Genomic DNA, 25,440 nt, shown 5'->3' with positions numbered 1-25,440 from the left:
CCGTATAATCTCATTCTGGCAAATTTCTTCTAAAGACCAAACTGATCAACCAACAAAAAAATGATCCCATACATAGATAAATAAGTGTTTTGATTAAAAAGAAAGGCCATGAAATAATTGCTAGCCCAAACTGATCGTCAATTGGAGCCGTATCGGAGTAACTAACCATGGTATCCCAAAAAGAAAACAAAACACCTGCTATTCCGCCAATAATAATAAAAATAAGTCTCATTCAAGGACGCTTAAAAAATCATCTTTTCTTTGAAATAGATCGAATCTGTTTAATTGAAAGATAGATGAGGATAATAGAAAAACCTATAAAAACAACAGTCTGAAAAGCAAATCGTATAGGTCTGGTAGTCCACTTGATCATTGTATACCCACCACCTGTTCTGCTAAACCTCAACTTATATTCGCCCATTCCTAGTCCGTCAATAGCCATACTGGCAGTCATGCCCGCTAGCGCCAGCAGAAATATTATCATACCTATCTGCAGTACATAATATGCTATGGTAAAAAGCTTTGCAATCAAATTTTCCCAAAAGCTCCTTTCTGGTAAAAGCGTAAGAGCAAAATACAATAACATCAAAATTATGCCAGCAACTAAGCCGACAATTCCAATGCACAGTATGACCACAAATATTTCTGTTATACCCACTATCTGTTATGCTTTAGTGATTTCTATCCTATTATCCGAAATAGCACAAATTACTGTTCCAATCCATTAACTCTCAAAGAAAGATCTTTAACAAGAAAGGCCTCAATCCCCCTGAATAATAAATGAACAACTGCCGAATCAAAGATATCAAGTTATTTTCGGTCAACACGAAACGAATCTTAAGTCAATCTCGGCGAATCGTAATTGTTTGTAATGACAACAGGAGCCATTCGTACATTCAAAAAATATTGCAAGAGAGATATTCCAAACTTACACCATATTATCCTGCAACATAATACTAGCTTATACGACATACAACTAACGGAGTAGACATACAACGTTGATAGAAATATAAAAAATGCGAATTCAACGAAACCTCCACATGATCATGCCCAACCATTCGAAAGCAAGATGTATTTTGATCACATTCATAGCCCTGCTACTGTCTGTATCGGCAACCAAGATCATGGCACAACAGGTTCAGAGAAATGACTTCATATTATCTGGAAAAATAGCGACTACGGAAATTACCTCACTGGAAATTAACCTATTCAATGCAGAGGCTAAGCTGATCAAGACTGAATTTCCCAATCAGCAAGGTGAGTTTCGATTTGATGCCCTCAGCAAAGGAGCTTATTACTTCAAAATTCGTCGTGGTCAATCAGACCTCTACAATTCGGAGGTCATTCAAGTGACGGACCATGACATAGCTCTACCTGAAATTCGGATAATCGAACAACGACTGGAGACCGTCGTCATCAACAAATCACGTCCTTTTATTGAACGACATGACGGTAAAATGATCTTAAATGTAGAAAGTAGCCTTCAAAATACGGGTGGATCTGCGTTAGAAATACTGGGAAAAGCACCTGGTGTTACAATAGATGGGAATGACAACATTATTCTGCGGGGGAAAAATAATATTTTAATACAGATTGATGGGAAAAACTCACCACTTACCGGCGATGAGCTAGCCAATTACCTCCGCGGACTCCCCGCATCTGCGATTGACAAAATTGAACTCATTACCAACCCTTCCGCAAAATATGACGCTGCTGGAACTGCCATTATTAATATAAAACTAAAAAAAGGAACAAATAAGGGAACCAACGGAAGCTTTTCTACAGCGTTAGGTGCAGGTAGATACGTTAAAAATAACAACAGTTTTAATATCAACCATCGTAATAATAAGTTCAACCTCTTTGCCAATTATAATTTTGCTTATCGCGAAGCATTTAACGAGCTCATGATCAATCGAAAGTTTTACACGGAAGGCAATTTAGAGAAAACGTACCTACAGGACAATTTCTTTAAGTTCAATACCCGTAACCATAACGGTAAAATCGGCCTCGATTACAATCTAACTGAAAAAAACCTACTGGGTGCATCTGTCAGCTTCACAAGTAATGTCTTTAAACCACGTGGGGATAGCAAAACGGCCATCCTAGGTCCCAACGATCAGCCACTCAGTCATACCGCCACCTTAAGTCAAACGGCCAATACCTTGAAAAATATCTCTGCTAATCTCAATCATAAATACAGTATGGATACACTGGGGTCCGAACTTAGCACGGATATAGATTTCATTCGCTATGTCAATACATCGAACCAAGGTTTTGATACCAAAACCAACAACAACGAAGGTGAACCTATAGGTATACCCTATATCTTGAGAGGAAAAACTGATGGCGGTTTGAACATCTATGCACTAAAAAGCGACTGGATTAAAATATTCCCTAAAAACCTCAAACTGGAAGCCGGCTTTAAAACGAGTTACGTTAAATCAGATAACGATATTGAATTTTATGATCATAGTACATCGCCGGCTGTACGGGACACCAATAAATCGAATCATTACATATACCAGGAGCACATCTATGCAGCCTACGGTAATGTATCCAAAAAATGGAATAAGCTGAAAACCGTATTAGGTCTACGTATTGAAAAAACCGATGTGACAGGAATACAGCTAACCACTGCACAAATTAATAAAAGGCAATACACTCAGTTATTTCCAAGTGCCGTTTTTTCCTATGAGTTCACAACAGATCATAATCTCGAAGTCAATCTCAGCCGTCGCATCAACCGTCCCAATTATCAACAGCTCAACCCCTTTAAATATTATATTAATGCGACAACATATCGCGTTGGCAACCCCGATCTAAATGCACAAACATCGCAAAACTATGAACTCACCTATAGTTTCAAAAGTAGATATATAGCCACCCTGAGTTATAGCAAAATAAGCAACAATATCACGACTGTCATAAAACCCGTAATCGAAAATGGAGAGAACATCACCGTTCAGACAGAAGAAAACCTGAAATCAGCATCCTATTACTCCCTCAATCTCATTCTACCGATCAAGCCAACCAATTGGTGGGATATAAACAATAGTGCAAACTTCTATTACGGTTCATATACAGGAAACGTCTCAGGGACACAGATCAATAATATTGGCAATTTTACCCTCGACATGAATAGCATCCATACGCTTAAATTGGGTAAAAATTTCGTCGCCGAATTAGCAGCCAATTATAAAGCTACCGAAGTATATGCCTTCGTCCGTATTGACCCTTATTGGTATCTCAATATCGGGTTGCAAAAGAAATTTAAGGACAAAACTACCTTGAAGCTCGCCGTAAGTGATCTATTCAACAGCAATACGATAAAGGGAGTGACTGTCTACAATGATTACAAAGAAAATTTTAAGAGCAGAAGAGAGCCCCGCGTTGTGATGCTGTCCTATAGCTATAATTTTGGATCCACCAAAACAGGACAGTCTCGAAAAACAGGTGCCGCCGACGATCTCAAACGAAGGGCCGAATAGCTTTACTCAAGAGTTTGGATTCACAAACTCTTGAGTAAAGCTATTTATCTTTCAGAAGCGGCCGTGGATCAAAGACGACCTTTATCTTCAGGATCAACTCGTTTTCTACTTGATACCAGCCTGCACTAAAGATCTCCATTCCACCCATATCAATGTTATAGAAGATAGCAACATGATTACCATTTGTCATTACTTCTTTAATATTGTATTTAAACTTCATTTTCTTCATATCCGCAATATAATGATCCGCAGTATGCCGACTCCCAAGCACCCCCTCGAACACCATATCACTATCCAATAATTCATATGCAGCAGTAAAATCTTCTTTATTCAGACTTTCGAGAAAACTGAGCACAATGTATTTCGCCGATTTCATTTCTTTCTTTTTTATGGTTATTTATACTATTCCTTATTTGGCCATTACTATTATGAATACTTAAATAGAAATTCACAACATCCTGTCCCAGGCCAGTTAAATAAAAGAACAACAAAATTGACGAAGCGTTTGATAATTTTTTATTTTTCCCTTACCCTTCTATCATTTATACCCCTTATATTTCCGGCAAAACAAAGATTCAGTATTGAAAAGCAGCCCTTATCTAGCTTTACCACTGGCATCAAAAAATAACTTGACAGGGTCAAAAATTTATTTAAATTTGTTTGTAACAAGAGAAGTAAGTAACCTTTTCTTTATAAATTCTAACACAATTGAACCATGGCAGAGAACAAAGTTTTATCTCAATTGACCAACGAGGAGTTAAACAAAAAGAAAAAACAGTCCATTGGAGTCATGATATCTTTTGGTATTGTCATGTTTATAGCTATTGTAGTTTTGGTCTATCTTTCCTTTAAAACAAAAAAGTACGCTCTCTCAGGTATTGCAGCTTCCTTGTTTTGTGTATTTATACCGATCTATGTGAATAATATACAGATCAACCAAGAACTCAAATCGCGCCAATCCAAGAAGGACTAAATTGCAATTTTGTAGCTGTATAGATCGCTGTAACGACTATAGAAACTAAGTACGTGATGTATTGGAACAATATGGCCCACTATCGATCATAGAATGAGTAGGCTTTAACAGTGAGAATCATTTTTTTCAACTAAAAGCGATTCACCCCAGTCATTTAATTTCCACAGCACCTCTACCAGACTTTTACCTAGTGGTGTCAGTGTATATTCTACCCGCGGGGGTAGCTCTTTAAAAACCTCCTTGCGAAGTATTCCGTCATGCTCCAACTCCTTTAGCTGTTGATTCAATACACGCCGATCCACCTTAACAATACCACGCAACATTTCGCTTGGACGCTTTTCACCCTGATTGATACGCCAGACAATCGGAATTTTCCATTTCCCACTGATCGCATTGACTGCAAATTCTAATGGGCATATTTTTTCTTCTATGGCTCTATCCGTTTTTTTCATAATGTTGACTTTTTTAGCCCATAGTGACAATTTTATGCGTTATTGTACTTATGGATTAACTTTCGAATCTTTGCAAAGATTAGGAATAAATATGAAAAATAGACAAGAGGATATGCCAGTATTAAATAAAAATTCAGCAAAACAGTGCCGATCACCAAAACGAATAGGCGCACGAAAAACAAGTGAGATACCAGCATCTATTCTGGAACAATTGAACAAGGGTGAGATTGAAACTGCCAATCTTGTCGAATGGCTAGCCGTAGACCAACCTGTTTTGCTAAACCATCTACTCACACAGCATGATCGAACAGCCTATCTTAAGCCTATACTAAACAGAATTAGCCTGTTAGAAAAACAGACTGTCAACAGCATCAATGAAGCCATCGGAATTGGACTTCTTGAACAGATCACACAGCAAAATGATATCGTTTTCTTCCAGACGATATCGCTTCATCCGGCTGATCTGGTTCGTTGTTGGGCCGCATATACTGTTGGGAAAAATAAGGGCCTAAGTATTGCTGAAACACTCAAGCAGATCCAACCGTTCGCAGCCGATCCGCATTTTGGCGTTCGAGAAATCAGCTGGTTGGCAATACGTGAAAAAATATGCAACAATTTAAAAGCAAGCATTTCTATTCTTACCGAATGGGCTACCAACAGCGATGAAAATATCAGGCGTTTCGCATCAGAGGCCATACGACCAAGAGGTGTATGGTCTGCGCATATCGATGCGTTAAAACAAAATCCCGCCATCGCCTTATCCATATTAGAAGCCTTGAAGTCCGATCCATCCCGATATGTGCAAAATAGCGTGGCCAATTGGCTAAATGACGCCGCCAAGACCTGTCCCTTATTTGTCAGCGAATTATGTACCAGATGGGAAAGAGAAAGTAAAAGTAAAGAAACCATGTACATCGTAAAGCGAGCGATCAGAAACCTTAATAAAGAAAACAAATAACGCTAAATATCAAATCATTTTTAATTTTTCATACAACAGGAAATACGTACATTTGGTATACATCAACTCACGGATTAGGCCATGCAGATACTCCCGCCAAAAGAATTATTGCCTTACATCAAACACTACCTCTTTTTGGAAAGCGCTGCTGATCCGCAAAAAACGCTACGCTTATTCTCGGACGGCAATACAGGAATGGTATTTCTTTTGAATCAAGGCCGATTATCCATCAACCGAAACGATCATCTCCCCCAATCATTTTTGTATGGTCAGATCAGTCATTTTAAAGATCTCTGTCTGATCGAACGCATTTCCTTTATTATTGTTGTATTTCAACCCGATGGTCTCTACAAATTACTGGGTATACCTGCACATGAGCTAAAAGATCAAATCATCGGCTTAAAGGATATCTTTGGACAGTCAGCAGACCGGCTTTACGATCAGCTTATTTACTGCAAGCATCCAACAGCTAAATTAAATGCATTAAACACCTTCTTTTATACACTCGCCATTCAACACAAATCGCTAGGTCAGACCTCCTTTTCTAACGTATTAAAATATATTACCGATCACAAAGGGTGCCTCTCTGTGGAAGAATTACTCAAACTCAGTGGTCATAATGAGCGGCAGATGGAACGGATATTTGCCGAACAGGTCGGTATGAGTCCCAAAAAATTCGGACGCATTGTCCAACTCCATTGCTTTTTGAAGTTACTTCGCAATAAACCTGATGGTACAACACTGACGACCATTTCCTACGAAAGCGGGTATTTTGATCAATCTCATCTCATCAGGACATTTAAAAAATATACTGGTTTTACACCATCCATATATTTGAACAATACAAGCAGACTGACAATCAATTTTATGGAGTTCCAAGCCTTGCCTGATCGCTTGTCGGGTTTGTACAATTTATCTTAACAACTTACAAGTAGATTTGTCTATAGATCAAAGAAAGAAATATGGACAAATTAAAAATTGCCACAGCACAATTTGAGCATAAAAGTGCGGATAAAGCCTATAATCTGACAATCATAGAGCACCTTGCGCAACAGGCCGCAGCCCAAGGTGCTGATGTGATTGCTTTTCACGAATGTTCCATTACTGGTTATACTTTCGCAAGAAATTTAGATAAACAGCAAATGCTCGATATTGCCGAACTCGTTCCCAAAGGAAACAGCACTCAGAAGTTGATCGAGATAGCAACCAAATACAATATCACCATTCTTGCCGGTTTATTTGAAAAAGATGAAAACGACAATTTATATAAGCCCTATATCTGTGTCGACAAAGATGGCTTAGTTGCCAAACATCGCAAATTACATCCCTTCATAAACCCCTATCTGACCCCAGGTCAAGCTTATACGGTATTTGAGATCAAAGGATGGAAATGTGGCATTTTGATCTGCTACGACAATAATGTCATTGAAAATGTACGCGCAACAAAATTATTAGGAGCTGACATTATCTTTATGCCACATGTGACCATGTGTACTCCTTCATCTAGACCTGGAGCGGGCTTTGTGGATCCTCAGCTCTGGCATAACCGTGAAAATGACCCAACCTCCTTGCGATTGGAGTTTGATGGAATGAAAGGACGTAGCTGGTTAATGAAATGGTTGCCAGCCAGGGCCTATGACAACGCGGTTTACACCGTGTTTTCAAACCCCATCGGAATGGATGACGATCAGTTAAAGAATGGTTGTTCAATGATCTTAGATCCTTTCGGGGATATTCTCGCAGAATGCCATACATTTGACGATAGTTTTGTCATAGCCACAGTCACACCCGAAAAACTGATACAGGCTGGCGGACATCGTTATATCAGCGCCCGACGACCAGAACTCTACCGCAACATTATTGGTCAGCAACATGAAGCAGAGCAAAAAGTAGTCTGGTTACATACAGAAAATAGCTAATCTCCATCAATCCAGCAACTGATTTAAGGTCTCTCAACCGAAGTCTTAAATCAGTTGTTTCACGATTATCCACCAGAGGTACCCCAGCCATCTGTCAATTAAAGTATTGCGAACATTTTTTTCGCTAAGCATCGCGCTACAACACCTTATTTATGTTAATTTAGCGGATTAATATTCACTAGCAGTTTAAATAAAATTATGAACTATATCCGAAGATATTGGAACATACTCACGAATATCGGAACGCATCCGGATATGTCCTATATCGACCTCAAAAGGATACAGATGGTCAACTTGATTGCCATACTTTGTTTATTGCCCACACTTTGCTTTTTTATCCTTAATATCATCGACCAACGTTACCTGCTGTCGACGATCAACCTATCCAATACCATTTGCTCTATTTCGGTACTCTTTCTACAATACGACGGTAAACATAACTTTGCGAAGGCGATGTTATTGGTCAGCAATTTCATCTTTTTTCTTTTGGGAGCGATGTTATTTAAAAATGGCGGAGAATATTTTCTATTATGCACCCTGATCGCGTCCATGTTACTCTATGACGACCGTCGTATCCATATCTTTTTCTGCCTTGCTACTGCTTTCGCCATTGCATTGCTCTATTTCTTTCCGACCATTGTTCCTGTAGCCCAACGTGTCCCCAGGCTAAGACTGATCTTCAACATTAGCAATGCACTTGCCTTTATTGTTATCGCTGTCAACTCCTTCCTACAGATTATTTACAACAATATGGAGAAGATTGAGGAACAGCGTCGAAAACTGGAATCTATGAATCGCGATAAGGAGAAAATATTTTCCATTGTCGCTCATGATATCAAAAGTCCATTTGCCAGTTTGGAGGCATTGGTATTGATGCTTCGCGACCAGATTCTCAACAATACCGTATCTAGAGAATACATACAACAGCTTTATCAACAGATTGTACATCAAAATCAAGCGCTGGACGACTTTCTGCAATGGGGAAGTAGCAGTATGCGTGGGATTACCAGCCCTGCTATTTTAGTACTGATCGAACCATTGATCCGCGAAATCATCATATTGTTTACCGATCAAATACAAGCAAAACAGCTCAAGATAGAAGTTGCTATACCCGAAGGAACACATATCTTCGCCAATAAGGATCATACCTCCATTATTCTCCGAAACCTTATTAGTAATGCAATCAAATTTAGCTATGTGGCCGGAAAGATAAGTATTTATTGCAGTAGAAATGAGATTCATACCAACATTCATATCCAAGATGAGGGGGTTGGAATTAATCCCTCCAAATCGGCCTTACTCTTTAATGTAATACAGCATAAATCATTCGGTACGGAAGATGAACCCGGATCGGGCTTAGGGCTCGTATTATGTAAAGATCTGATCGAGCGCAACAAAGGTACAGTCGATATTCAGAGTATTCCCAATAAAGGTTCAATTTTCACTGTTGGCTTACCGTCATACCCCACCAGAAACCAGACCTCCAAAAAAGAAGCACAGACCTGTTGCTAAAAACCTGTCCGTGCTTCTTATGCCGTGCAATATCCCCACGTATTCCTTTAGCACTGTATTCAATCAACAGCAGTACAATTGAATTTCCTCTCCTAAAAGGTAAAAGTCACTAATAGGGCCTTATGATCTGTAGGCCATATTCCTTTTGGAAGCAAAAATTCATCTTCGCTATCTTTACCCTGCTTTTTGGCATATTTCACTGTTTCCGTAGGTCCCACAATCCTCGCCTTCACCACTTTTAATGGTAACTTACTACGATAATAGACATAGTCTATTCTGTCCCGATCATCCGCTGTAGGTGCCCAGGCCAGCTTATCAATAGGCACATCCTTATTGAACGCCGGATAGGTAAAGCCGGGATGACTTACCGGGTTAGGATACTGCACACGAAAACTATCTTTAAATCCTGCCTTTTCCAATAGAACTGAACAGTCCCAAGGCACTACAGCACCCCGATGGTCAAACAGATCCTTTGTCGCTACAGTCCAATCCAGATGTGAAGGTTCATTAAAATCACCCGCAACAATAAAGGATTGCGATTGCTTCTCCCCCTCCACATCGTGTATAATATCACGTATCGCCTCATCCCTTTTGCTTTTACGATTGGCTTCCACAATTGCCGATACCTCAGTAATCGGATTTTCCATTTTCTTCCAGGTTACACCATCATACCCCCTAGGTAGGTAACAGGCATAATTGGTATAATCCAGGTGTAAAGAATAAAAGACAAAATCGCGTTTGCCAACTCTGATCTTGCTTTTCAACACACCTCCCATCCCACTATCTTTGCCATACAATGCGTGTTGGTCCGTCACTGGAAATTTGGAGATCAATCCAACATCCAGCTTTTCATCACTTGACTTACCAAAATAGCTCGCTCCTTTGGATTTTAATTCCGCTAATATTCGCTGGATATAATCTGTCCCTTTGTAATTACGTACCTCACTAAAGAGCACGATATCCGCATTCTTGTCGATGATTTCATCCGCAATGGCCGGAAAGCCATTGGGTACGACTGTCCCCTCCTGCCAAATATTGATCTGCAGCACTTTCAATTCGGTTTTCCCCTGAGCGACTATGAACTGCCCAATGCTGAGCAGTAGCAACAGCATTATAAATTTTCCTATTTTCATCTATATGGTATATATTAATGCATCAGTATATAAAACTTGCCCTAGCGAACTAAGGCAAGTCTAATCTTCAAATATCCAAAGACTTTGGCACAAGTCCTATTTTATTTTTGTAACAACCATATGATTTTGTCTACATTGTCTACACCACCCCATTGACGTTGTATCGCCGCATCCACATTCTCCCGATTGGTATCAAATTCTGAGCTTGGATACATCCAGCGCATCGGCATTTTTGTATTCGTGATATTCTGATTCGTATTCGGATTAATCGGAAATTTCGGATATCCTGTACGTCTATAGTCATAATACGATTCCCACTCGCGTTGCATAAAAGACAACAGGTATTTCTGATACATAATTTTCTCCAAATCTGTCTCAAAGTTTCCGGTTAAAAGGTTTGACGGATGGTTTTGTACAGCTTGTATATTGGCAGCATCAATCTTTTTATTATGGTGATAGTCCGCAACATCCGGTGTATTATCGGCCACAAATAGCATACTCGCACGGATAGCTTCATTGTAGTAGCTACTCGCCTGGCCTGGAATCCAGCCACGCAAGGCAGCTTCTGCCAAAATAAATTGCTGTTCAGCATAGCCTAACTTAACAATAGGCTCCCCGCTAGGCAATTGCGTATAACGTGCATTAATTCCTGAGAATTGACCAGAAGACCATCTTTTGCTGATCACATCAAATGAAGCTGAAGGGTCAACACTTAGATAAGCATCCGGACTATTGGCTGGCACCTGTTTATCTGTTTCGCTTTTTGCCGGTTTGGCAAAGTAATACAATCTGTTATCTGAGCTTTCCTTCAATTTATCGATGATTAGATAACTCAACATCGCATAGGGATTATGATTAAGCCGTGTAAAATATACAGGATAATATTCTTTGGCATTATTGGAATAAATGCGTTGAAAGTTGTCCGCATTAGAGGTCATCAAATCCGATTTCGCATAATTTTGAAAGCGGCTGGCCACTTTCAGATCATTATCAGTCTGTTTAATAGACAAATGCATTAATACTTTAAGCTGAAAAGCGCGCACAGTCTTTCGCCATTTGACCGGATCACTCTTAAAAATTGGATCAGCTTCCAGCTTGACTCCCTTACCAAAAGCCTCATAAGATCGATCCAGATCATTTAAAATAGCCAACAAGACTTCTTTTTGCGTATCATATTTGGGTTTCAAAATCCCGCTTTCTCCCTGAAACGCTTCAGTATAAGGAATATCCCCTAAAGTCATCGTTAGATAAAACATCTGGTAGGCTTTAGCAAAGTAATATAGTCCCTCATAAGCCGGCCTATTTGCATCAGTCGTCAACTCCAACATTTTATTACCGTTGATTACTGTACTGTAGCCACTAAGGTCCGATCGACCAAAAGAATTATATTGGTTGCCATCAGCGCTTTCTCCCCAGGCCAAGCTTTTAGATACCAGCTGGTTGGCGTAAAATGGCTTACCCATGCTACTCGAAGTCAAATCCAAAATAATATTTGTCGCTAATAGCGGCCTTGACGCTCGTGTTGATCCATTGGGATCAGTATTGATATCCTCAAAATTATTACACGATGTAAACGTTGTACCCAAGGTCAATACTAGTACAAATAATTTATTTATTTTCTGTTTCATGATGCTGCTGTTTAAGTTAAAATTGAAGTTTTACATTCATCCCGATATATCGGATTGACGCTGAGTTTAAGTTTTCTTTACCGATATCCGGGTCCGAATATTTAAAGTCCTTGGCCCACATCCACAGATTCTGCCCGATTAAACCTACCGATGTATTTTTGGCTTTGATCTTCTGTGACCAGGCAACTGGCAAACGGTATTCTAAGCTCAGATCTCTTAATTTGACAAAGGTCTGCGAAAACATAAATTGTGATCTTGGACTACCAATATAAGGTGCCATACGAATTTGATAGTTTTCATAGGACACTGGTACATCATTGGCAGTAAATACACGGTCATCTCTGGTGATATTACCATACGAATCGTAATCAACCGAACCAGAAAGCACCTTCACACCTTGACCTACATAATTATTCTTTCCATTGACCACCATATCATAGCGGTATTCGTTATCACTATCAGGGTGACTTCCCGAATTCCACATGGCCTGATCAGTCACACTTTGAGCAATACCACCAACACGACCATCAAAAGATAGGTTTAAGGTAAACTGCTTGTATGAAAAAGTATTTGACCAGCCCCAAATAAAGTCAGCTTCGTTAAATCCAGCGACAGTTTGGTAGGCACTCGCTCTAGGTAATCCGCCATAATGGATAATATTACCACTAGGGTCTCTTTCCCAATCATTAATAGCCACCCAGTTCCATCGAGCACCATCTTTTACCCAAGGTCTATCTGTGGAGTAATCCGGATCCACCCGATCATACGTATAGCGTTCTCGAGACCAGTTGATTTTGGAATTCCAATTAAAGTCCGCACTTTTTATAACGTCCGCACCTAGCATAATCTCCACACCGCGTCTGCGTAGGTCTTCTTTGATATTGATCTGTGTTCTAGAAAATCCTGAGGCAGAGCTGATAGCCGCATCACGCTGTTGGTTAAATGTTAATGCGTCATAGTAGGTAAGATCAAATTGTATTCTATTTTTCAGTAAATTGATTCCAGTACCCAATTCCCATGAATCCATTGTGACTGGTTTAATCGAAGCATTTCTTAACGTGGATGGATAAGAAGCTGTTCCTAACCCCTGCCAAACATCGCTATTAATTGTATACTGTTGGTTAATGGCGTAGATATCGGGAGCCGTTTTTGTCCTTGTCCAAGAGCCTCTTACCTTCCAGAAACTAATGGCCGAAGGCAGATTCAATAAGTCAGAGAGTACCACACTGGACAATACCGAAGGATAGAAAAATGAACGATTATTTTTGTCCAATGTAGAGCTCCAATCGTTACGTCCCGTCACTTCCAAAAAAACGGCATTTTTCCATGAAGCAGTAAATCGTCCATATATTGCATTCTCCTGGCGCCGCTCGAGTTGAGATGTTGTTGTTGCTGGATTGACCGAAGCTTTTAACGAATAGAATCCTGGAATCGTTAGCCCACCTGAGGTGCTTCCATTTTGGTTATCCTTATTGCGGTAGTTTATTCCCGTACCCACGAAGCCCTCAACATTGAATTGGCCAAACTGTTTCTTTGCTGTTGCCATCAAATCTCCATTCACACTATAGCCACCCTCACGGCTTGTTGAGAAATAGCCTAACCGGTGCCATCCCCCCACGGCACCAATTGGATTTTGGTATTGGTCGAGCTGCGAATAAACATCCGAACCCAGACGTGCCGTGATTGTCAGCCAGTCGTTTGACTTAAACTCGGTATTTAGGTAGCCATTTAGGATATTGTAATCACCGGAATGCACAATTTCATTAGCGATAAAATACGGGTTATCATACCAGGAAGCATCCATCCAGTTCTGTTTTTCATTAGGTGTCACCCAATAATTCTTATAATCCCTAATATCGTATTCGGTTCCCGACCAAACAGTTAGGTTGTAAAGAATACCGCCACCACCATACCCTGTGGCTCCCATATTTGGATAGTACCGCTTATTATAATTCAGCCCGCCCTCAAATTTAAATTTACCAGCAGTCATATCACCGGAGACGGCGTAAGTCATCTTGTTCAGCTTGTTGTTTTCATACTGGCCTTTATTATATACATGCGTAAAAGAAGCTCTGACGCCACCATTTTCACCCCGTTGAGCGATACTGATATTATTATTGGTAATAAAGCTTTGTTGTTGAAAATTTTTCAGATTATCTTTTCCTACAGATCGTAATTCGGTATCCTCTTCCTGAAAAGTATAAGGGTTATAAATCTTTGCGGTTCTTCCAATATCCAACTTATCGCCCCAGACATAACTTCCTGGTTTATATTTACCGCCCTGTCCTGTACTATAGGATGTCTGGACCTCTGGTCTCCGCAGATAACCCGCATTAAACATTGTACTACTATTAAGCTGCACATCCAATCCCTTTCCCTTACTCTTTTTTGTGGTAATCATGATGGCTCCGGCACCGCCTCTGGAACCATATAACGCCGCAGCTGTTGCTCCTTTCAATACGCTGATATCTTCTATATCATCTGCCGGAACATCCCGTAGACTAACAAATTGCGACGCTACCCCATCAATTACAATCAAGGGTGTACGCCCGCGTAGTTCAATTGTTGGCGTAGTGTTAAACTCAGTGCTATTTTTAATATTCAGACCGGCCACACGCCCTGTCAACGAAGTCGCTACATCCACACCTTTAGCTGAAGAAAGTGCTGCTCCACCTACCTTTTGGACAGCATAACCCAACGCTTTCTGTTCACGTTTTACCCCTAAGGCGGTCACCACGACTTCATCCAATGCCCTGTTTCCTGTGTTCAACTGGACACGAAGTTCATGTGAGCTTGAAGGGCTCAGCTCCACACTTTCAAAACCAAGAGCATTGACGAATAGATTTTGATCAGCTTGAACACGGATCGTAAATTTCCCCAGTTGATCCGTACTTGTTTTTCGTTCCCCTTGACTTACCGTTGCTCCGGAAAAGGGTTTTTGTGAATCATCCAATACGATACCACTGACCGTAATCAGCTGCTGTTGCCCTTCCGATTTCGTAACACTTGATTTTTTCTTTACCGAAAGGATGATATTTCCTTCCATAATACGGTAACTGATTTCAGTGCCTTTAAAAAGTCGCTCAAGCACGGCATTGATATCCTCGCCCTTGGCATTGACCGAAAAACTACGCTTAGTGTCAATCTGATTGTTGTTGTAGAAGAATCGAAAACCCGATTTCTTTTCAATTTCATCCAGGATTGTCTGCATGCTTTTGTTGCTGACAGACAAAGTCAGTGACTTCTGCTGGGCTTGGACAAATTGGAATGCAGAGATTCCAAAACCCAATAAGATCAGTTTTAATCTTAACTTGTTCATGATAATGGTTAATAAATTGTATAAGTAGAATTTTATTGTTTACATAGTAATAAGGCTTATTTATAGAGTTCCACCGTGATCGAACCATCGGTTTTGCTACCATCATTGATCATATTATATTGGATCTGCGAGGATATTTTGATATGCTCCAACACCGTAATCAATTGTTGTGAATCAAACACACCCGTAAACCGTTCGTCATTCAGTTTCGACGATTTCAAATTAAACTTGACATTGAACCGCTTGGATACAATTGTCAGTAACTCAGTTAGACTCGTGTTCTTGAGTACGATCTGATTATCTTTCCAGGAGGTCAGGGTCTTCTCATTTAATTCGTTAGGCACTATCGACTGATTTTTCCTGTTATAGACTATAGTCTGGCTCGGTTGCAGTAGCAAGGATTTAGACCCTGTATTGGATTGGTAATTAAACTGTACACTTCCCTCTTCAAGCGTTGCCCGCACAGTCGAGTCCGTATGGTAGGCATCTACATTAAAACGGGTTCCCAATACCTCAATAGCCGCCTGCGCAGGAGTCTGTACTTTAAATTTCTTTTCAGGATTTTTTGTTACATCAAAAAAGGCTTCACCGTCCAGTTTGACAAGTCGCTCTTTATTGAATTTCTGCGGATAGCTGATCACTGTATTTGCATTCAACCACACCGTTGAACTATCTGGCAATCGTATTGAAGCTACCATTCCTGGATTGGTCCGCATGGTAACCCAAGCTTCGGAACCAGAACGGTTGTCGTACCATTGATACAACTGAACCAGCAACAGTGGAATAAACATTACTGCCGCTGCACGTTGGAGTACCCGGAGATAGCTCAGCGATCGAACCGGCCTAAATTCACCGATTTTCCCGGTCATTTTCTCAAATGCCTGATCAGTATCAGTGCTCTCCAAAGTCGTGTAGGCATCGATCTGATGGTAAAATTCACAGAAGGCACGTGCTCTGTCCCGATTGCTTTCTGATTCCAGCAGCCAACCCCGCAAAAACTCCTCTTCATCTGCCGCTAAATTATTATTAACAAAATTCAAAAGCAGAGTTTCTATATATTCATCATTTTTATGCATTTTTACAATGATTTTAAAGGATGACTATTTAAGGGGAGTATATCCTAAAAATTTTTTTATTTTTTTATGAATACGAGTTTAGGCGACGAGATCCTCGTCGAAAATCTAGTTAAAGGAGATAAATACGCATTCGAGTCTATTTTCAAAAAGTACTATGCCCCGCTATTGGCTTATGGGAAGCAATATGTGGAATTAGCTGATGCACAAGAAAATGTACAGGACTTGATGTTATGGCTCTGGAACAACCGTGAGAACCTCTATTTTAGTACTTCCCTAAAAAGCTATCTATTTGCAGCTGTACGCAACCGCTGTTTGACAGCAATCAAGAAGGAAAAAACAAAAGCAAGTTCTTTTTATGAATTAAGCCAGCTGAGTGGATTCGAGCTATCGAGCCAGGATCTCTATTTTGAAAAGGAACTGAAAGAGAAGATCGATAAAGCAATCGCCAATCTGCCTAGTTCGTTTCGTGAGGCTTTTGAATTGAATAGGTTTGAGAATCTCACCTACAAAGAGATTGCGTTAAAATTAGGAGTGTCACCCAAGACCGTTGATTACCGCATCCAACAAGCGCTGAAAATCCTGAGGAAAGACCTCAGGAATTACCTGCCTTTATTGGTCTATTTTTATCCCATGCTACGCATATAACTTTCCGGTTTCTATACTCGCCCCTTACGCATCAAGTTGAAACACCATTTTGTTATTGAGCTTATTTTTTACTAGATTATCTGCTACCACTTAAAGCAAGAAAGCGTCTTAGTTGCTATTCGAACACTAGGCCTATCTATAAACAAAAAAACTGAGAGGCTTGTTGTAAAGAGTACATTATTCAAAAAAATCCCCTAAGCTTTTGTGCTAAGGGGAAATTCATGACGAAATCTATTAACCGATAATTATATTCGGCAACCGTTTTTAGCAGAAAATAGTACAGTGGTTTTCCATTAATGACTATTCAAGTGTACCGAATTTACCAGCCTGAAAGTCTTCAAAAGCCTGATAGATTTCCTCTTGTGTGTTCATTACAAAAGGGCCATAACTCACGATAGGTTCGTCAATAGGTTCTCCGCTCATAAACAGTAAGACAGCTTGCTCATTGGCCTTGATCACGACTTCTTCACCATTGTTTTCAAACAGCACAAAACTATGTTCTTTGGCCAACTGTCCATTGACCTCCGCTTCTCCATTGATCACCAGGATGGCGGAATTGTGATGTTGCGGAACACTAAATGTTGTCTGATGTCCCTTTTCCAATTTAATATCAAAGAGATTGACTGCAGTATAAGTTTCGGCAGGTCCCTTTGTATCCTGAAATACACCAGCAATGATATTGACGATCCCGCCATTTTCAGGCAACTGTACTTTGCCCATCTGATCTGCCGTAATACCCTGATAATGTGCTTCGGTAGATTTATCCTTTGCAGGAAGATTAACCCAAAGCTGTACCATTTCAAAGGGGCCACCAGCTCTGGAGAAATTCTCCTCATGATACTCTTTGTGCAATATTCCTGCTCCAGCTGTCATCCATTGAACATCCCCGGGATTGATCACCCCGCTGTTGCCTGAACTGTCGTGATGTGCTACACTGCCTTTATAGGCGATTGTAACTGTTTCAAACCCTTTATGCGGATGAACATCTACCCCACGAATATGATCTGAGGGACCAAAATCAAATTCCGCATTGAAATCCAATAAGAGGAAAGGACTCATCCGTCTTTTGGTAATGCCGTTACCGGGAATCATATTATACACACGGAATCCGTCACCTACCATACCCGGTTGTGCGGGACGAGGGAAGATTTTTTCAATTGATTTTTTCATTTTTAATACTCCTATCTTTTGAATTCATACATCACCGAATACACTCCGCTTGCTTGCTTGCTTGCTTGCTTGCTTGCTTGCTTGCTTGCTTGCTTGCTTGCTTGCTTGCTTGCTTGCTTGCTTGCTTGCTTGCTTGCTGTTCGATTTTGTATATTCAAATTTACGCAAACAAAGAGGTATAAGCCAATAACCTAGCTTAAGCTAAAAGCTTAATGTAGATTAAGAATCCATCAGCGTCTCTTGTGCTGCAGGTTTTTTGAAAAGCAGCCACAACAAGATAAAAAAAATCAGGTAGGCAATATTAAACCCCGCTGCGAGCAACCAACCCTTCAGTACAGACGAGGGTAGGAATCTCAAGGGCAACTGATATATAGTGATAAAAACAGGACTGATAAAGGCTGCCCAGCGAGGTAACTGTGTCTTCCGCATAAAAACCAGTATCGAAAACAGCAGCCAACCTACCATCAACACCACAATAGCCGTCCCCCAAGCAATATACAGTACCTTCGTAAAGCCTGAGGCCGTTTCCAACAGATATGGATGAGCGATCGGATCGCTGTGGTATATCGCTTTATATATTTCACCCGTATAATAAAAGTCCGCATGACCTAGCGGCATCAACATAACACTGACTATCAACACAAAATAAGTCCCCCAGGCATACCACCTTGATTTGTCATTAAAATACTGATAGGCCAGCCACACACCCGGTAAGAATAAAGTAGCTGTCATCGAGGCAATCAGTGCACCAAACATGAGACGTTCGCTCGACCCTTTCAGCATGAGTACCACAATACCCACATCCACCTGCTCCGCATAAGTCTTCGAAAAAAGTGGATATTCCCCAGGATCTACATCAAAACCCGCGACAAACATATCTCCGATAATCCAACATACCGCTGCCAGTATACTAGCAATAAATGACCATTTAATTTTTGTTGTGTAAAGCATATCAAGAATTATTCTAAATAATATAAATATGCTGCAAAGATATTGTTAAGGAAGGTAGACAGCATCCGTCTAAAGGAGCAATTTATCCGCAGAAAGGATTTTTGAATGGATACTGAGAATACGCAACAGTCGTCTCAGCTTAAAAAACATTAAATCACTCAAAAAACAACCATAACCATTGGTTATAAGCATGCATTTTTAGCACTACACTTTTAATTCATATAAACAATATAACCAACTAGATTACAAACAATAACTACACACAACACACAATTAAAAACCCCAAGTTCATCGCTACAAATCCGTTATGGATATCCGACTCCATAGGAATCTATATTACCGATTTTATCAAAGCAGTCGCTTCGCTCATCATCACTGCTGTGACAGCAAATTTGATCAGATATTCATCTATCAGTATCTCCACTTTGATTTCTTTATTATCCGCTACTTCAGTCCTATCTAAGAGTTTCAACTGTAAATAAGAATCCCCGAATTCTTGGTTGTAAAATGTGTTTTCATCATCCCAATTCAGCGTATAGAACAATGCAAGAGCCTCTTGATAATTCATAGGTATTCCATAATGACCTTTGGATTTACTGTGTATTATTTTCCGTAATATCATATTAAAAACGAATTATCGAATTTAAAATAAAAGCTCCAGTCAGAATTCCGCAATGGAATAGTAGATTCTGGTTATTCCTTTCCTGTTTTCTACCATTTTGTTAAAGCCTCTTTCTTTGGTAAAGATAGTATCCAGTTTATCTCTTTCCTCCAAAATAGGTTTACCAAAGATCAAATTAGCGAAACCCACATGATACTTGACCAACTTATCCTGGTAGTTGATCACGAGTTTAGCATAGTCGGAATCATTCCAAATATCAAAACTCACGATCTTGTCCAAATCAAACTGTCGTACCCCGTCCCCTTGCACCACGATGCGATCTGAATAAAATGCCATGATATATTTTTTAGCGAGGAATTTCGAAAAAATAAATGCGACACAAACAAAGGACACAATACCTAAGCCTCCCATAATACCGATTATCTGTCCCCTATTCAAATCGGTGATATTATTGTGCATTACAAAACCCATAAAGGCTGCTACCGAGATCAGAATAGCCATCAGGATCAGTCCAATGGCTATCTGATATCTTTTGCTGCTAAGTGCTCTAAATGTCAGATTTCCGATCACTGTCAACGATATGGTATTATTTTCAATATTTTTTTCCATGTCTTAATTTTCCGATTTATAGAATTTATCTTTTATTCCCCTACTAATAAGCACCGCCCCATGACCACTATTTTAAACTGGCCATTAGCATATAGCAGTTCAATACCGACTAATACCCTTTTACAAAAAAACATAATAACAATTAATAATCAACATACTATAATAGCCAAATTAAACACAAACTTCACCACTATCCATCAGATCGGTGAAATTATGTGAGGCAGAAATGGCTAAAAAAGTTATTCCATTATCCACTAACTATGGAGTTACGCTTAAATATACGGCAATCACAGACCGGCCACAGCGGCAAATTGATATCCGGCACATCTTATTTACCATTCGTTGTATGCAAACTATTATCCGTGTAAATGGATGTACGCTTTTGTAAATACCTGGAAATGCCGGTTAATACGGGTTTCTACTTTTTTATACTATTCTTGACAACAAAGCTATTTGTGTAATATAAGGTATCAGATAATATTATATTAAATTTTCGTTAAGCGGTAAAGTCATTCATAGCCCGCTTAAAAACCTGATACCACTCCTTAGCGCAGCGACCCGATAATTTATTTGGTAAATATGAGCTGTTTTATATCTTTGTATCGCTAATTAACAAAATATTTAATCCACTAATTTTTTAATATTTCTCAACCATATGATCATAATGAAATACTGGTTATGCCTTACGCTATTTGTTGCTTCAACAATCTCGTATTTGCATGCCCAAGAGAAGGTTAATGTGATCCTTCTTGGAACATATCATTTTAATAATCCGGGTAATGATGCTGCCAAGGTTGTTGAACGAAATATTTTAAGCAAAAAAAATCAATTGGAACTTGAAGAGATAACAGATGCTATTATTCGTAAACATAAACCTGATCAAATATTTGTGGAGAGTGCGTTTTCCAAAAAGAAACATTTGAATTACCTCTACCGTTTATATCAGGATAATCAGTACAGCCGTTATACAGACACCTTACAGAACAAAAGATATAAGCGCTACTACACAGAGGGTGAAACTTTCCAGCTTGCCTTTCGCCTGGCAAAAAAATCAAGGCACCAAGAAGTTTTTCCGATTGATACAATGATAGAAATGCGATTTGATCTTCTGCTAAAATTAGTTCATGCTAACGCGGAATTTAAAAAAGAATATGACACACAAATCATCGCCCTAGGTAAAAGCACGAATAAGGCTATCAAGCAGGAAAAACTAAAAGATGTATTTTTAAGTCTCAATGAGGATAAACATTTGACAGAAAATATAGGCTTCTATTTCTGGTTATCAAACAAAATAGGGATACAAGATGATTATTTTGCATCCAAACTAGTCTCGGATTGGTATAAACGTAATTTATTTATGTATGCCAATTTTCAGAGCCAGTTGAAGCGGTCCACAAAAACAGTTTTTATTTTGGTCGGCGAAGGTCATGCTGCCATATTTAAAGACTTCTTACGACATGATGATCACTTCAATCTGATCGAGTTAAACAATGCACTGTAAAACCTATTTTTATTTAGAATATGAACATAATAAAATACTTAAGCTACCTCACCTTATTCTTATCTTTAACTATAACGACGCTACATGCCCAAGAGAAGGTCAATGTGATCCTTCTTGGAACATACCATTTTAATAATCCGGGTAATGATGCGATGAAAGTCGCTGAGCGCAATATTTTAAGTGAAAAAGATCAGTTGGGGCTTGAGGAAATAACGGAAACAATCCTCCGCAAGAACAATCCCGATCAAATATTTGTGGAAAGCGCATTTTCCCAAAAAAAACATTTGAATTACCTCTACCATTTATATCTGGATAATCAGTACAGCCGATACACAGATACCTTGCAGAGCAAAAGATCTAAGCGCTATTACATCGAGGGAGAGACCTTTCAGCTTGCGTTTCGTTTGGCAAAAAAATCAAACCACCAAGAAGTTTTTCCGATTGACACAATGATAGAAATGCGATTTGACCTTTTATTTAAAGAGCTCAATGCAAATCCAGACTTAAAAAAGGAGTTCGACACAAAATTGGCCACATCAAGTAAAATTGGAAATGAAGCACTTGAAAAGGAAAAACTGAGGGATGTCTTTCTGGCACTTAATGAAGACCATGCTTTGGCTAGAAATAAGGGTATCTATCTATCCCTATTTAATAAAGTAGGCATTCAAAGCAATTACTTTGGCGCCAAACTGGTGTCAGATTGGTTTAAACGCAACCTAATCATGTATAGCAATTTCCAAAGCCAGTTAAAGAGTACCACCAAGACGGTAGTCATACTAGTCGGTACGGGTCATGCCGCAATCCTAAGGGACTTTATTAAAAATGATGACCGCTTTAATCTGATCGACTTAAAAAATGTTCTATAATCTTTGTTAACCTTTATCTGGAACCAAAACAAAGCAATCAGATTTAACCCAAAGCGAACAACAATAAGGCGCTTTGGGTTTTAGTTTTTTAAATTTTACTCTTTTTGCTATTTCACAGTTTAACTCCCGCTGTAGCGGTCCCAGCAATTGTGTCAGCAGCGGTTTCACTTATTCGCTGTCAACTGTGCGATTGCTGCTTCCAACACGGTATCCTTTCCCTTTCTAAAATCTGCTACTGTCGGTGACACGATAATATCAGGCTGTATCCCCTTACCAATAAACTCTCCGCCATCACCAAGTTTATCCCTCTTGGTGCAGATTCTTGCCGATCCACTACCAGGAAGATAAATCATCAGAGGTTGCCCCGAACTACCACCAGTAGCCTCGCCTATTATCTTGCCACGACCAAGTGATTTAAACGCGCCGGCAAAATCTTCTGCGGCGGAATAAGTTTGTCCACTGGTCAGGACAACTACCTGTTTTCCGAAATACGTATTCGGCATTGGATTCAAAAAATTTTCGCCAGTATAAAAACGCTGCTTATAATTCCATGCGCGGTAGGCCGAATTGTATAAGCGGCTTTGCATCTGATGGATCTTCGCTGGTTTGTTGATCAAATATCTGAGAATACTCCAACCAACAGCCGAACTGCCGCCTCCATTACCGCGGACATCAAAAATAATCGCATTGGAATTTGAGATTTCATCAAAATGTTCGGCAAACTGCCTCGCTACCTTTTCGTCCCCAAAGCTATTAAGCACCACATGAGCAATATTACCTTTTAGCATCTTAAATTCAAAATTCGTATTGACGATTTTTTGGCTCCTTATTTTTGGTTGTATCCTCGCAAGACTGTGCTTGGTCTTTTTACCTTTTTCGTCAACAAGAGTGAGCATTACAGGCTCCTTAAATGAGCCATTGAGCAACTCGTATTCATAGGAACGGACATCAAGATCCTGAGGAGTAGATGCACTTGCATAAGGAGTAACATACTTTCTTGCATACTCTTTCACCGGCAAGCCATTGACTTCAAACACCTCATCTCCGATGTTTATCCCTCTTTTCTTAAGCTCAGGATCATAGATGCTAACAATAAGCACTTTGTCTCCTATTAATCGGGGGCGCAACAATGGTTTTGACCAAAATTCATCTTCCAGCTCCTTTGGAGGATACACATTCGTATGCCCGTCTTTAAGCTGTGCACAAAATTCAGAAAGCATTCGATAATATGCTTTAGTAGAATTTGTTTTCCGAACTTTAGGGATATAGGCCATGTATAGAGAATCAATATCCAACGCTGGAACGAGATCAAAATTGACAAAATTATACTTTGCCTCAGACCAGAACTTCGACAGACCAGCCAGCTTTTCTTCAGCAGAGAGATTTGGTCTAAATGCTGTCACCAGATTTTTGGAATCCCAGAATGAATTTCTATTAAAGAACATAGCGTCCTCCTTTTTCCTATTTTTGGCATTTTCCGCTACTTCTTTTAAAATTTCTTTCCATTGCGGATCGCTATGAAGCGAGATAAAATCAGCATCCTGTGTTAACATGTCCACCTGATGGAGTCCGTCCTTCTGCACAGCCGCTTTAAGATATTTAAATGCCAATGCATGTTCCCCCGCCAAGGCAAAATAACAAGCCGAATTATAATTGGAAATTTCAGTATCTCCACTTAAAATAAATGCCTTCAATTTGGTTAGTTGTTCCTGTCCGGAAATTTTCGCTTGTCCATGACCAGAAGCTATAGCTAATAATGTACAGGTAAAAGTTAAAAGGATAGTCTGGTATCTCATTTAGATTTTTTTTCAGTCGTTACCCCAAAGTATATGCCAAGGCTCAATAAGTTTCCGTATATCAATTTAGGCACTAAACACGAAATTTAACTGTTCGTTTTCGGACATGCTATTGTCCAATTATGAACATCAGAAATAACTTATCATTTCACTCCTATTTTCAGTGATTTAAAGAGTCATTGCCATCAGCATCTGGAGACTACTATTTTGTCCATAAAGCGTATTTGGTTCCTACAATGAATAGTGAAAAATTTCCACATCGAGCAATAAACAATTACAATCCAGCAATTGTTCCTTTCTAAAAAAGAAGAACAAAAACTGACAGTCATGAATGATATTTTGATAAAAGATCATATTCAACAATTAAAGGATGTCGAAGCAGCTGACCTCTGGATCGACGAAAATTTTGCAAAGAAACTAGCTCAGGTGGACGGAACAACAGCTTTTGAGCGTCCCATCCCTGAAATGCACAGCATCGCAGAACTAGCATCCCATTTAATCGAGTGGCGCAGGGAAGTTTTAAGCCGCCTAAAGGGAAATCCAAGAGGACTTGAGATGAGTGATGCAGCAAACTGGCGAAATAATGATGAGTTAAGAAAACGTGGTTGGGAAAATCTAATGCAGGATCTTCACGCAACACAGCAAAATATTATTTCTTTTCTGGAAGGAAAAGATGATGCTTTCCTTCATACTGCTTACCCACATGCTGACACCTCCTTTCCACACGATTATAAGTACCTGTTAACGGGTTTAATTCACCATGACATGTACCACCTCGGGCAGATGGGTATTACGATTAAGTTCCTTAAAATTCAACATTGA

23 protein-coding genes are annotated in these 25,440 nt (G+C 39.6%); 11 read left to right on the top strand and 12 right to left on the bottom strand.

Annotated features, from left to right (window positions below):
* Positions 1 to 250 precede the first annotated feature (250 nt).
* Complete coding sequence (locus tag M2408_RS10195; protein ID WP_147420307.1) at positions 251 to 484, bottom strand: hypothetical protein; 234 nt, start codon at positions 482 to 484, stop codon at positions 251 to 253.
* A gap of 532 nt (positions 485 to 1,016) precedes the next feature.
* Between M2408_RS10195 and M2408_RS10190 the strand changes: the two genes are divergently transcribed.
* Positions 1,017 to 3,488: a TonB-dependent receptor domain-containing protein gene (locus M2408_RS10190; RefSeq protein ID WP_259181434.1), complete on the top strand. Its 2,472-nt coding sequence runs from the start codon at positions 1,017 to 1,019 to the stop codon at positions 3,486 to 3,488.
* 40 nt (positions 3,489 to 3,528) lie between these two features.
* Here M2408_RS10190 and M2408_RS10185 read toward each other — a convergent pair whose 3' ends face one another.
* Positions 3,529 to 3,864, bottom strand: coding sequence for a nuclear transport factor 2 family protein (locus M2408_RS10185; protein ID WP_120257291.1), 336 nt, complete (start codon positions 3,862 to 3,864; stop codon positions 3,529 to 3,531).
* 339 nt (positions 3,865 to 4,203) lie between these two features.
* Here M2408_RS10185 and M2408_RS10180 point away from each other — a divergent pair, with 339 nt between their 5' ends.
* Positions 4,204 to 4,461 (top strand): hypothetical protein, encoded by a 258-nt coding sequence (locus M2408_RS10180; protein WP_259181431.1) that lies wholly within the window; start codon positions 4,204 to 4,206, stop codon positions 4,459 to 4,461.
* Between the two features lie 104 nt (positions 4,462 to 4,565).
* Here the strand turns inward: M2408_RS10180 and M2408_RS10175 are convergent, their stop codons facing one another.
* Entirely contained in the window at positions 4,566 to 4,913 is a 348-nt protein-coding gene (locus M2408_RS10175) for a helix-turn-helix domain-containing protein (RefSeq protein ID WP_120257289.1), read from the bottom strand.
* A 91-nt stretch (positions 4,914 to 5,004) separates the two neighbouring features.
* Between M2408_RS10175 and M2408_RS10170 the strand changes: the two genes are divergently transcribed.
* The 4 genes from M2408_RS10170 (at position 5,005) to M2408_RS10155 (ending at position 9,302) form a co-directional block, all read left to right on the top strand.
* Positions 5,005 to 5,871: a DNA alkylation repair protein gene (locus M2408_RS10170; RefSeq protein WP_259181429.1), complete on the top strand. Its 867-nt coding sequence runs from the start codon at positions 5,005 to 5,007 to the stop codon at positions 5,869 to 5,871.
* 81 nt (positions 5,872 to 5,952) lie between these two features.
* Positions 5,953 to 6,792: a helix-turn-helix transcriptional regulator gene (locus M2408_RS10165; RefSeq protein WP_259181427.1), complete on the top strand. Its 840-nt coding sequence runs from the start codon at positions 5,953 to 5,955 to the stop codon at positions 6,790 to 6,792.
* A 41-nt stretch (positions 6,793 to 6,833) separates the two neighbouring features.
* Positions 6,834 to 7,790, top strand: coding sequence for a nitrilase family protein (locus M2408_RS10160; RefSeq protein WP_259181424.1), 957 nt, complete (start codon positions 6,834 to 6,836; stop codon positions 7,788 to 7,790).
* A gap of 198 nt (positions 7,791 to 7,988) precedes the next feature.
* Positions 7,989 to 9,302, top strand: a complete 1,314-nt coding sequence (locus M2408_RS10155; protein WP_259181421.1) for a sensor histidine kinase KdpD — start codon at positions 7,989 to 7,991, stop codon at positions 9,300 to 9,302.
* A gap of 92 nt (positions 9,303 to 9,394) precedes the next feature.
* Here M2408_RS10155 and M2408_RS10150 read toward each other — a convergent pair whose 3' ends face one another.
* The 4 genes from M2408_RS10150 to M2408_RS10135 form a co-directional block, all read right to left on the bottom strand.
* Positions 9,395 to 10,435, bottom strand: coding sequence for an endonuclease/exonuclease/phosphatase family protein (locus M2408_RS10150; RefSeq protein ID WP_259181420.1), 1,041 nt, complete (start codon positions 10,433 to 10,435; stop codon positions 9,395 to 9,397).
* A 101-nt stretch (positions 10,436 to 10,536) separates the two neighbouring features.
* A complete protein-coding gene (locus tag M2408_RS10145) occupies positions 10,537 to 12,063 on the bottom strand; it encodes a SusD/RagB family nutrient-binding outer membrane lipoprotein (RefSeq protein ID WP_259181419.1) in 1,527 nt (508 codons plus the stop codon).
* 16 nt (positions 12,064 to 12,079) lie between these two features.
* Positions 12,080 to 15,382 (bottom strand): SusC/RagA family TonB-linked outer membrane protein, encoded by a 3,303-nt coding sequence (locus M2408_RS10140; protein ID WP_259181418.1) that lies wholly within the window; start codon positions 15,380 to 15,382, stop codon positions 12,080 to 12,082.
* Positions 15,383 to 15,438: 56 nt separating this feature from the next.
* A complete protein-coding gene (locus M2408_RS10135) occupies positions 15,439 to 16,458 on the bottom strand; it encodes a FecR family protein (protein WP_259181417.1) in 1,020 nt (339 codons plus the stop codon).
* A gap of 66 nt (positions 16,459 to 16,524) precedes the next feature.
* Between M2408_RS10135 and M2408_RS10130 the strand changes: the two genes are divergently transcribed.
* Positions 16,525 to 17,103, top strand: a complete 579-nt coding sequence (locus M2408_RS10130) for an RNA polymerase sigma-70 factor (RefSeq protein WP_120257282.1) — start codon at positions 16,525 to 16,527, stop codon at positions 17,101 to 17,103.
* 300 nt (positions 17,104 to 17,403) lie between these two features.
* Here the strand turns inward: M2408_RS10130 and M2408_RS10125 are convergent, their stop codons facing one another.
* The 4 genes from M2408_RS10125 to M2408_RS10110 form a co-directional block, all read right to left on the bottom strand.
* A complete protein-coding gene (locus tag M2408_RS10125; RefSeq protein WP_259181416.1) occupies positions 17,404 to 18,273 on the bottom strand; it encodes a pirin family protein in 870 nt (289 codons plus the stop codon).
* A 219-nt stretch (positions 18,274 to 18,492) separates the two neighbouring features.
* Positions 18,493 to 19,224, bottom strand: a complete 732-nt coding sequence (locus tag M2408_RS10120) for a DUF6796 family protein (protein WP_259181415.1) — start codon at positions 19,222 to 19,224, stop codon at positions 18,493 to 18,495.
* Between the two features lie 331 nt (positions 19,225 to 19,555).
* A complete protein-coding gene (locus M2408_RS10115) occupies positions 19,556 to 19,792 on the bottom strand; it encodes a hypothetical protein (protein ID WP_259181414.1) in 237 nt (78 codons plus the stop codon).
* Between the two features lie 93 nt (positions 19,793 to 19,885).
* Positions 19,886 to 20,455 (bottom strand): hypothetical protein, encoded by a 570-nt coding sequence (locus tag M2408_RS10110; protein WP_259181413.1) that lies wholly within the window; start codon positions 20,453 to 20,455, stop codon positions 19,886 to 19,888.
* A gap of 226 nt (positions 20,456 to 20,681) precedes the next feature.
* Here M2408_RS10110 and M2408_RS10105 point away from each other — a divergent pair, with 226 nt between their 5' ends.
* The 3 genes from M2408_RS10105 to M2408_RS10095 all read left to right on the top strand — a co-directional run bounded on the left by M2408_RS10105 (position 20,682) and on the right by M2408_RS10095 (position 22,822).
* Positions 20,682 to 20,843: a hypothetical protein gene (locus tag M2408_RS10105; protein WP_259181412.1), complete on the top strand. Its 162-nt coding sequence runs from the start codon at positions 20,682 to 20,684 to the stop codon at positions 20,841 to 20,843.
* Between the two features lie 276 nt (positions 20,844 to 21,119).
* Positions 21,120 to 21,956, top strand: a complete 837-nt coding sequence (locus M2408_RS10100; RefSeq protein ID WP_259181411.1) for a DUF5694 domain-containing protein — start codon at positions 21,120 to 21,122, stop codon at positions 21,954 to 21,956.
* A gap of 20 nt (positions 21,957 to 21,976) precedes the next feature.
* Complete coding sequence (locus M2408_RS10095; protein WP_259181410.1) at positions 21,977 to 22,822, top strand: DUF5694 domain-containing protein; 846 nt, start codon at positions 21,977 to 21,979, stop codon at positions 22,820 to 22,822.
* A gap of 164 nt (positions 22,823 to 22,986) precedes the next feature.
* Here M2408_RS10095 and M2408_RS10090 read toward each other — a convergent pair whose 3' ends face one another.
* Positions 22,987 to 24,618 (bottom strand): S41 family peptidase, encoded by a 1,632-nt coding sequence (locus tag M2408_RS10090; protein WP_259181409.1) that lies wholly within the window; start codon positions 24,616 to 24,618, stop codon positions 22,987 to 22,989.
* 327 nt (positions 24,619 to 24,945) lie between these two features.
* Between M2408_RS10090 and M2408_RS10085 the strand changes: the two genes are divergently transcribed.
* Complete coding sequence (locus tag M2408_RS10085) at positions 24,946 to 25,440, top strand: DinB family protein (protein ID WP_120257275.1); 495 nt, start codon at positions 24,946 to 24,948, stop codon at positions 25,438 to 25,440.

This window comes from Sphingobacterium sp. BIGb0165 (assembly GCF_024810095.1).
Classification (GTDB): Bacteria; Bacteroidota; Bacteroidia; order Sphingobacteriales; family Sphingobacteriaceae; genus Sphingobacterium; species Sphingobacterium detergens.
Note: the sequence above shows the minus strand (reverse complement) of the source record. Positions and strands in the feature narration are given on the sequence as shown.

Coding starts and splice junctions, on each gene's coding strand:
- M2408_RS10130 (WP_120257282.1), top strand. CDS start 16,525: ATGAATACGAGTTTAGGCGACGAGATCCTCGTCGAAAATCTAGTTAAA.
- M2408_RS10165 (WP_259181427.1), top strand. CDS start 5,953: ATGCAGATACTCCCGCCAAAAGAATTATTGCCTTACATCAAACACTAC.
- M2408_RS10125 (WP_259181416.1), bottom strand. CDS start 18,273: ATGAAAAAATCAATTGAAAAAATCTTCCCTCGTCCCGCACAACCGGGT.
- M2408_RS10110 (WP_259181413.1), bottom strand. CDS start 20,455: ATGGAAAAAAATATTGAAAATAATACCATATCGTTGACAGTGATCGGA.
- M2408_RS10195 (WP_147420307.1), bottom strand. CDS start 484: ATGATAATATTTCTGCTGGCGCTAGCGGGCATGACTGCCAGTATGGCT.
- M2408_RS10180 (WP_259181431.1), top strand. CDS start 4,204: ATGGCAGAGAACAAAGTTTTATCTCAATTGACCAACGAGGAGTTAAAC.
- M2408_RS10090 (WP_259181409.1), bottom strand. CDS start 24,618: ATGAGATACCAGACTATCCTTTTAACTTTTACCTGTACATTATTAGCT.
- M2408_RS10100 (WP_259181411.1), top strand. CDS start 21,120: ATGAAATACTGGTTATGCCTTACGCTATTTGTTGCTTCAACAATCTCG.
- M2408_RS10145 (WP_259181419.1), bottom strand. CDS start 12,063: ATGAAACAGAAAATAAATAAATTATTTGTACTAGTATTGACCTTGGGT.
- M2408_RS10175 (WP_120257289.1), bottom strand. CDS start 4,913: ATGAAAAAAACGGATAGAGCCATAGAAGAAAAAATATGCCCATTAGAA.
- M2408_RS10160 (WP_259181424.1), top strand. CDS start 6,834: ATGGACAAATTAAAAATTGCCACAGCACAATTTGAGCATAAAAGTGCG.
- M2408_RS10140 (WP_259181418.1), bottom strand. CDS start 15,382: ATGAACAAGTTAAGATTAAAACTGATCTTATTGGGTTTTGGAATCTCT.
- M2408_RS10185 (WP_120257291.1), bottom strand. CDS start 3,864: ATGAAATCGGCGAAATACATTGTGCTCAGTTTTCTCGAAAGTCTGAAT.
- M2408_RS10170 (WP_259181429.1), top strand. CDS start 5,005: ATGAAAAATAGACAAGAGGATATGCCAGTATTAAATAAAAATTCAGCA.
- M2408_RS10190 (WP_259181434.1), top strand. CDS start 1,017: ATGCGAATTCAACGAAACCTCCACATGATCATGCCCAACCATTCGAAA.
- M2408_RS10150 (WP_259181420.1), bottom strand. CDS start 10,435: ATGAAAATAGGAAAATTTATAATGCTGTTGCTACTGCTCAGCATTGGG.
- M2408_RS10105 (WP_259181412.1), top strand. CDS start 20,682: ATGGCTAAAAAAGTTATTCCATTATCCACTAACTATGGAGTTACGCTT.
- M2408_RS10095 (WP_259181410.1), top strand. CDS start 21,977: ATGAACATAATAAAATACTTAAGCTACCTCACCTTATTCTTATCTTTA.
- M2408_RS10155 (WP_259181421.1), top strand. CDS start 7,989: ATGAACTATATCCGAAGATATTGGAACATACTCACGAATATCGGAACG.
- M2408_RS10135 (WP_259181417.1), bottom strand. CDS start 16,458: ATGCATAAAAATGATGAATATATAGAAACTCTGCTTTTGAATTTTGTT.
- M2408_RS10120 (WP_259181415.1), bottom strand. CDS start 19,224: ATGCTTTACACAACAAAAATTAAATGGTCATTTATTGCTAGTATACTG.
- M2408_RS10085 (WP_120257275.1), top strand. CDS start 24,946: ATGAATGATATTTTGATAAAAGATCATATTCAACAATTAAAGGATGTC.
- M2408_RS10115 (WP_259181414.1), bottom strand. CDS start 19,792: ATGAATTATCAAGAGGCTCTTGCATTGTTCTATACGCTGAATTGGGAT.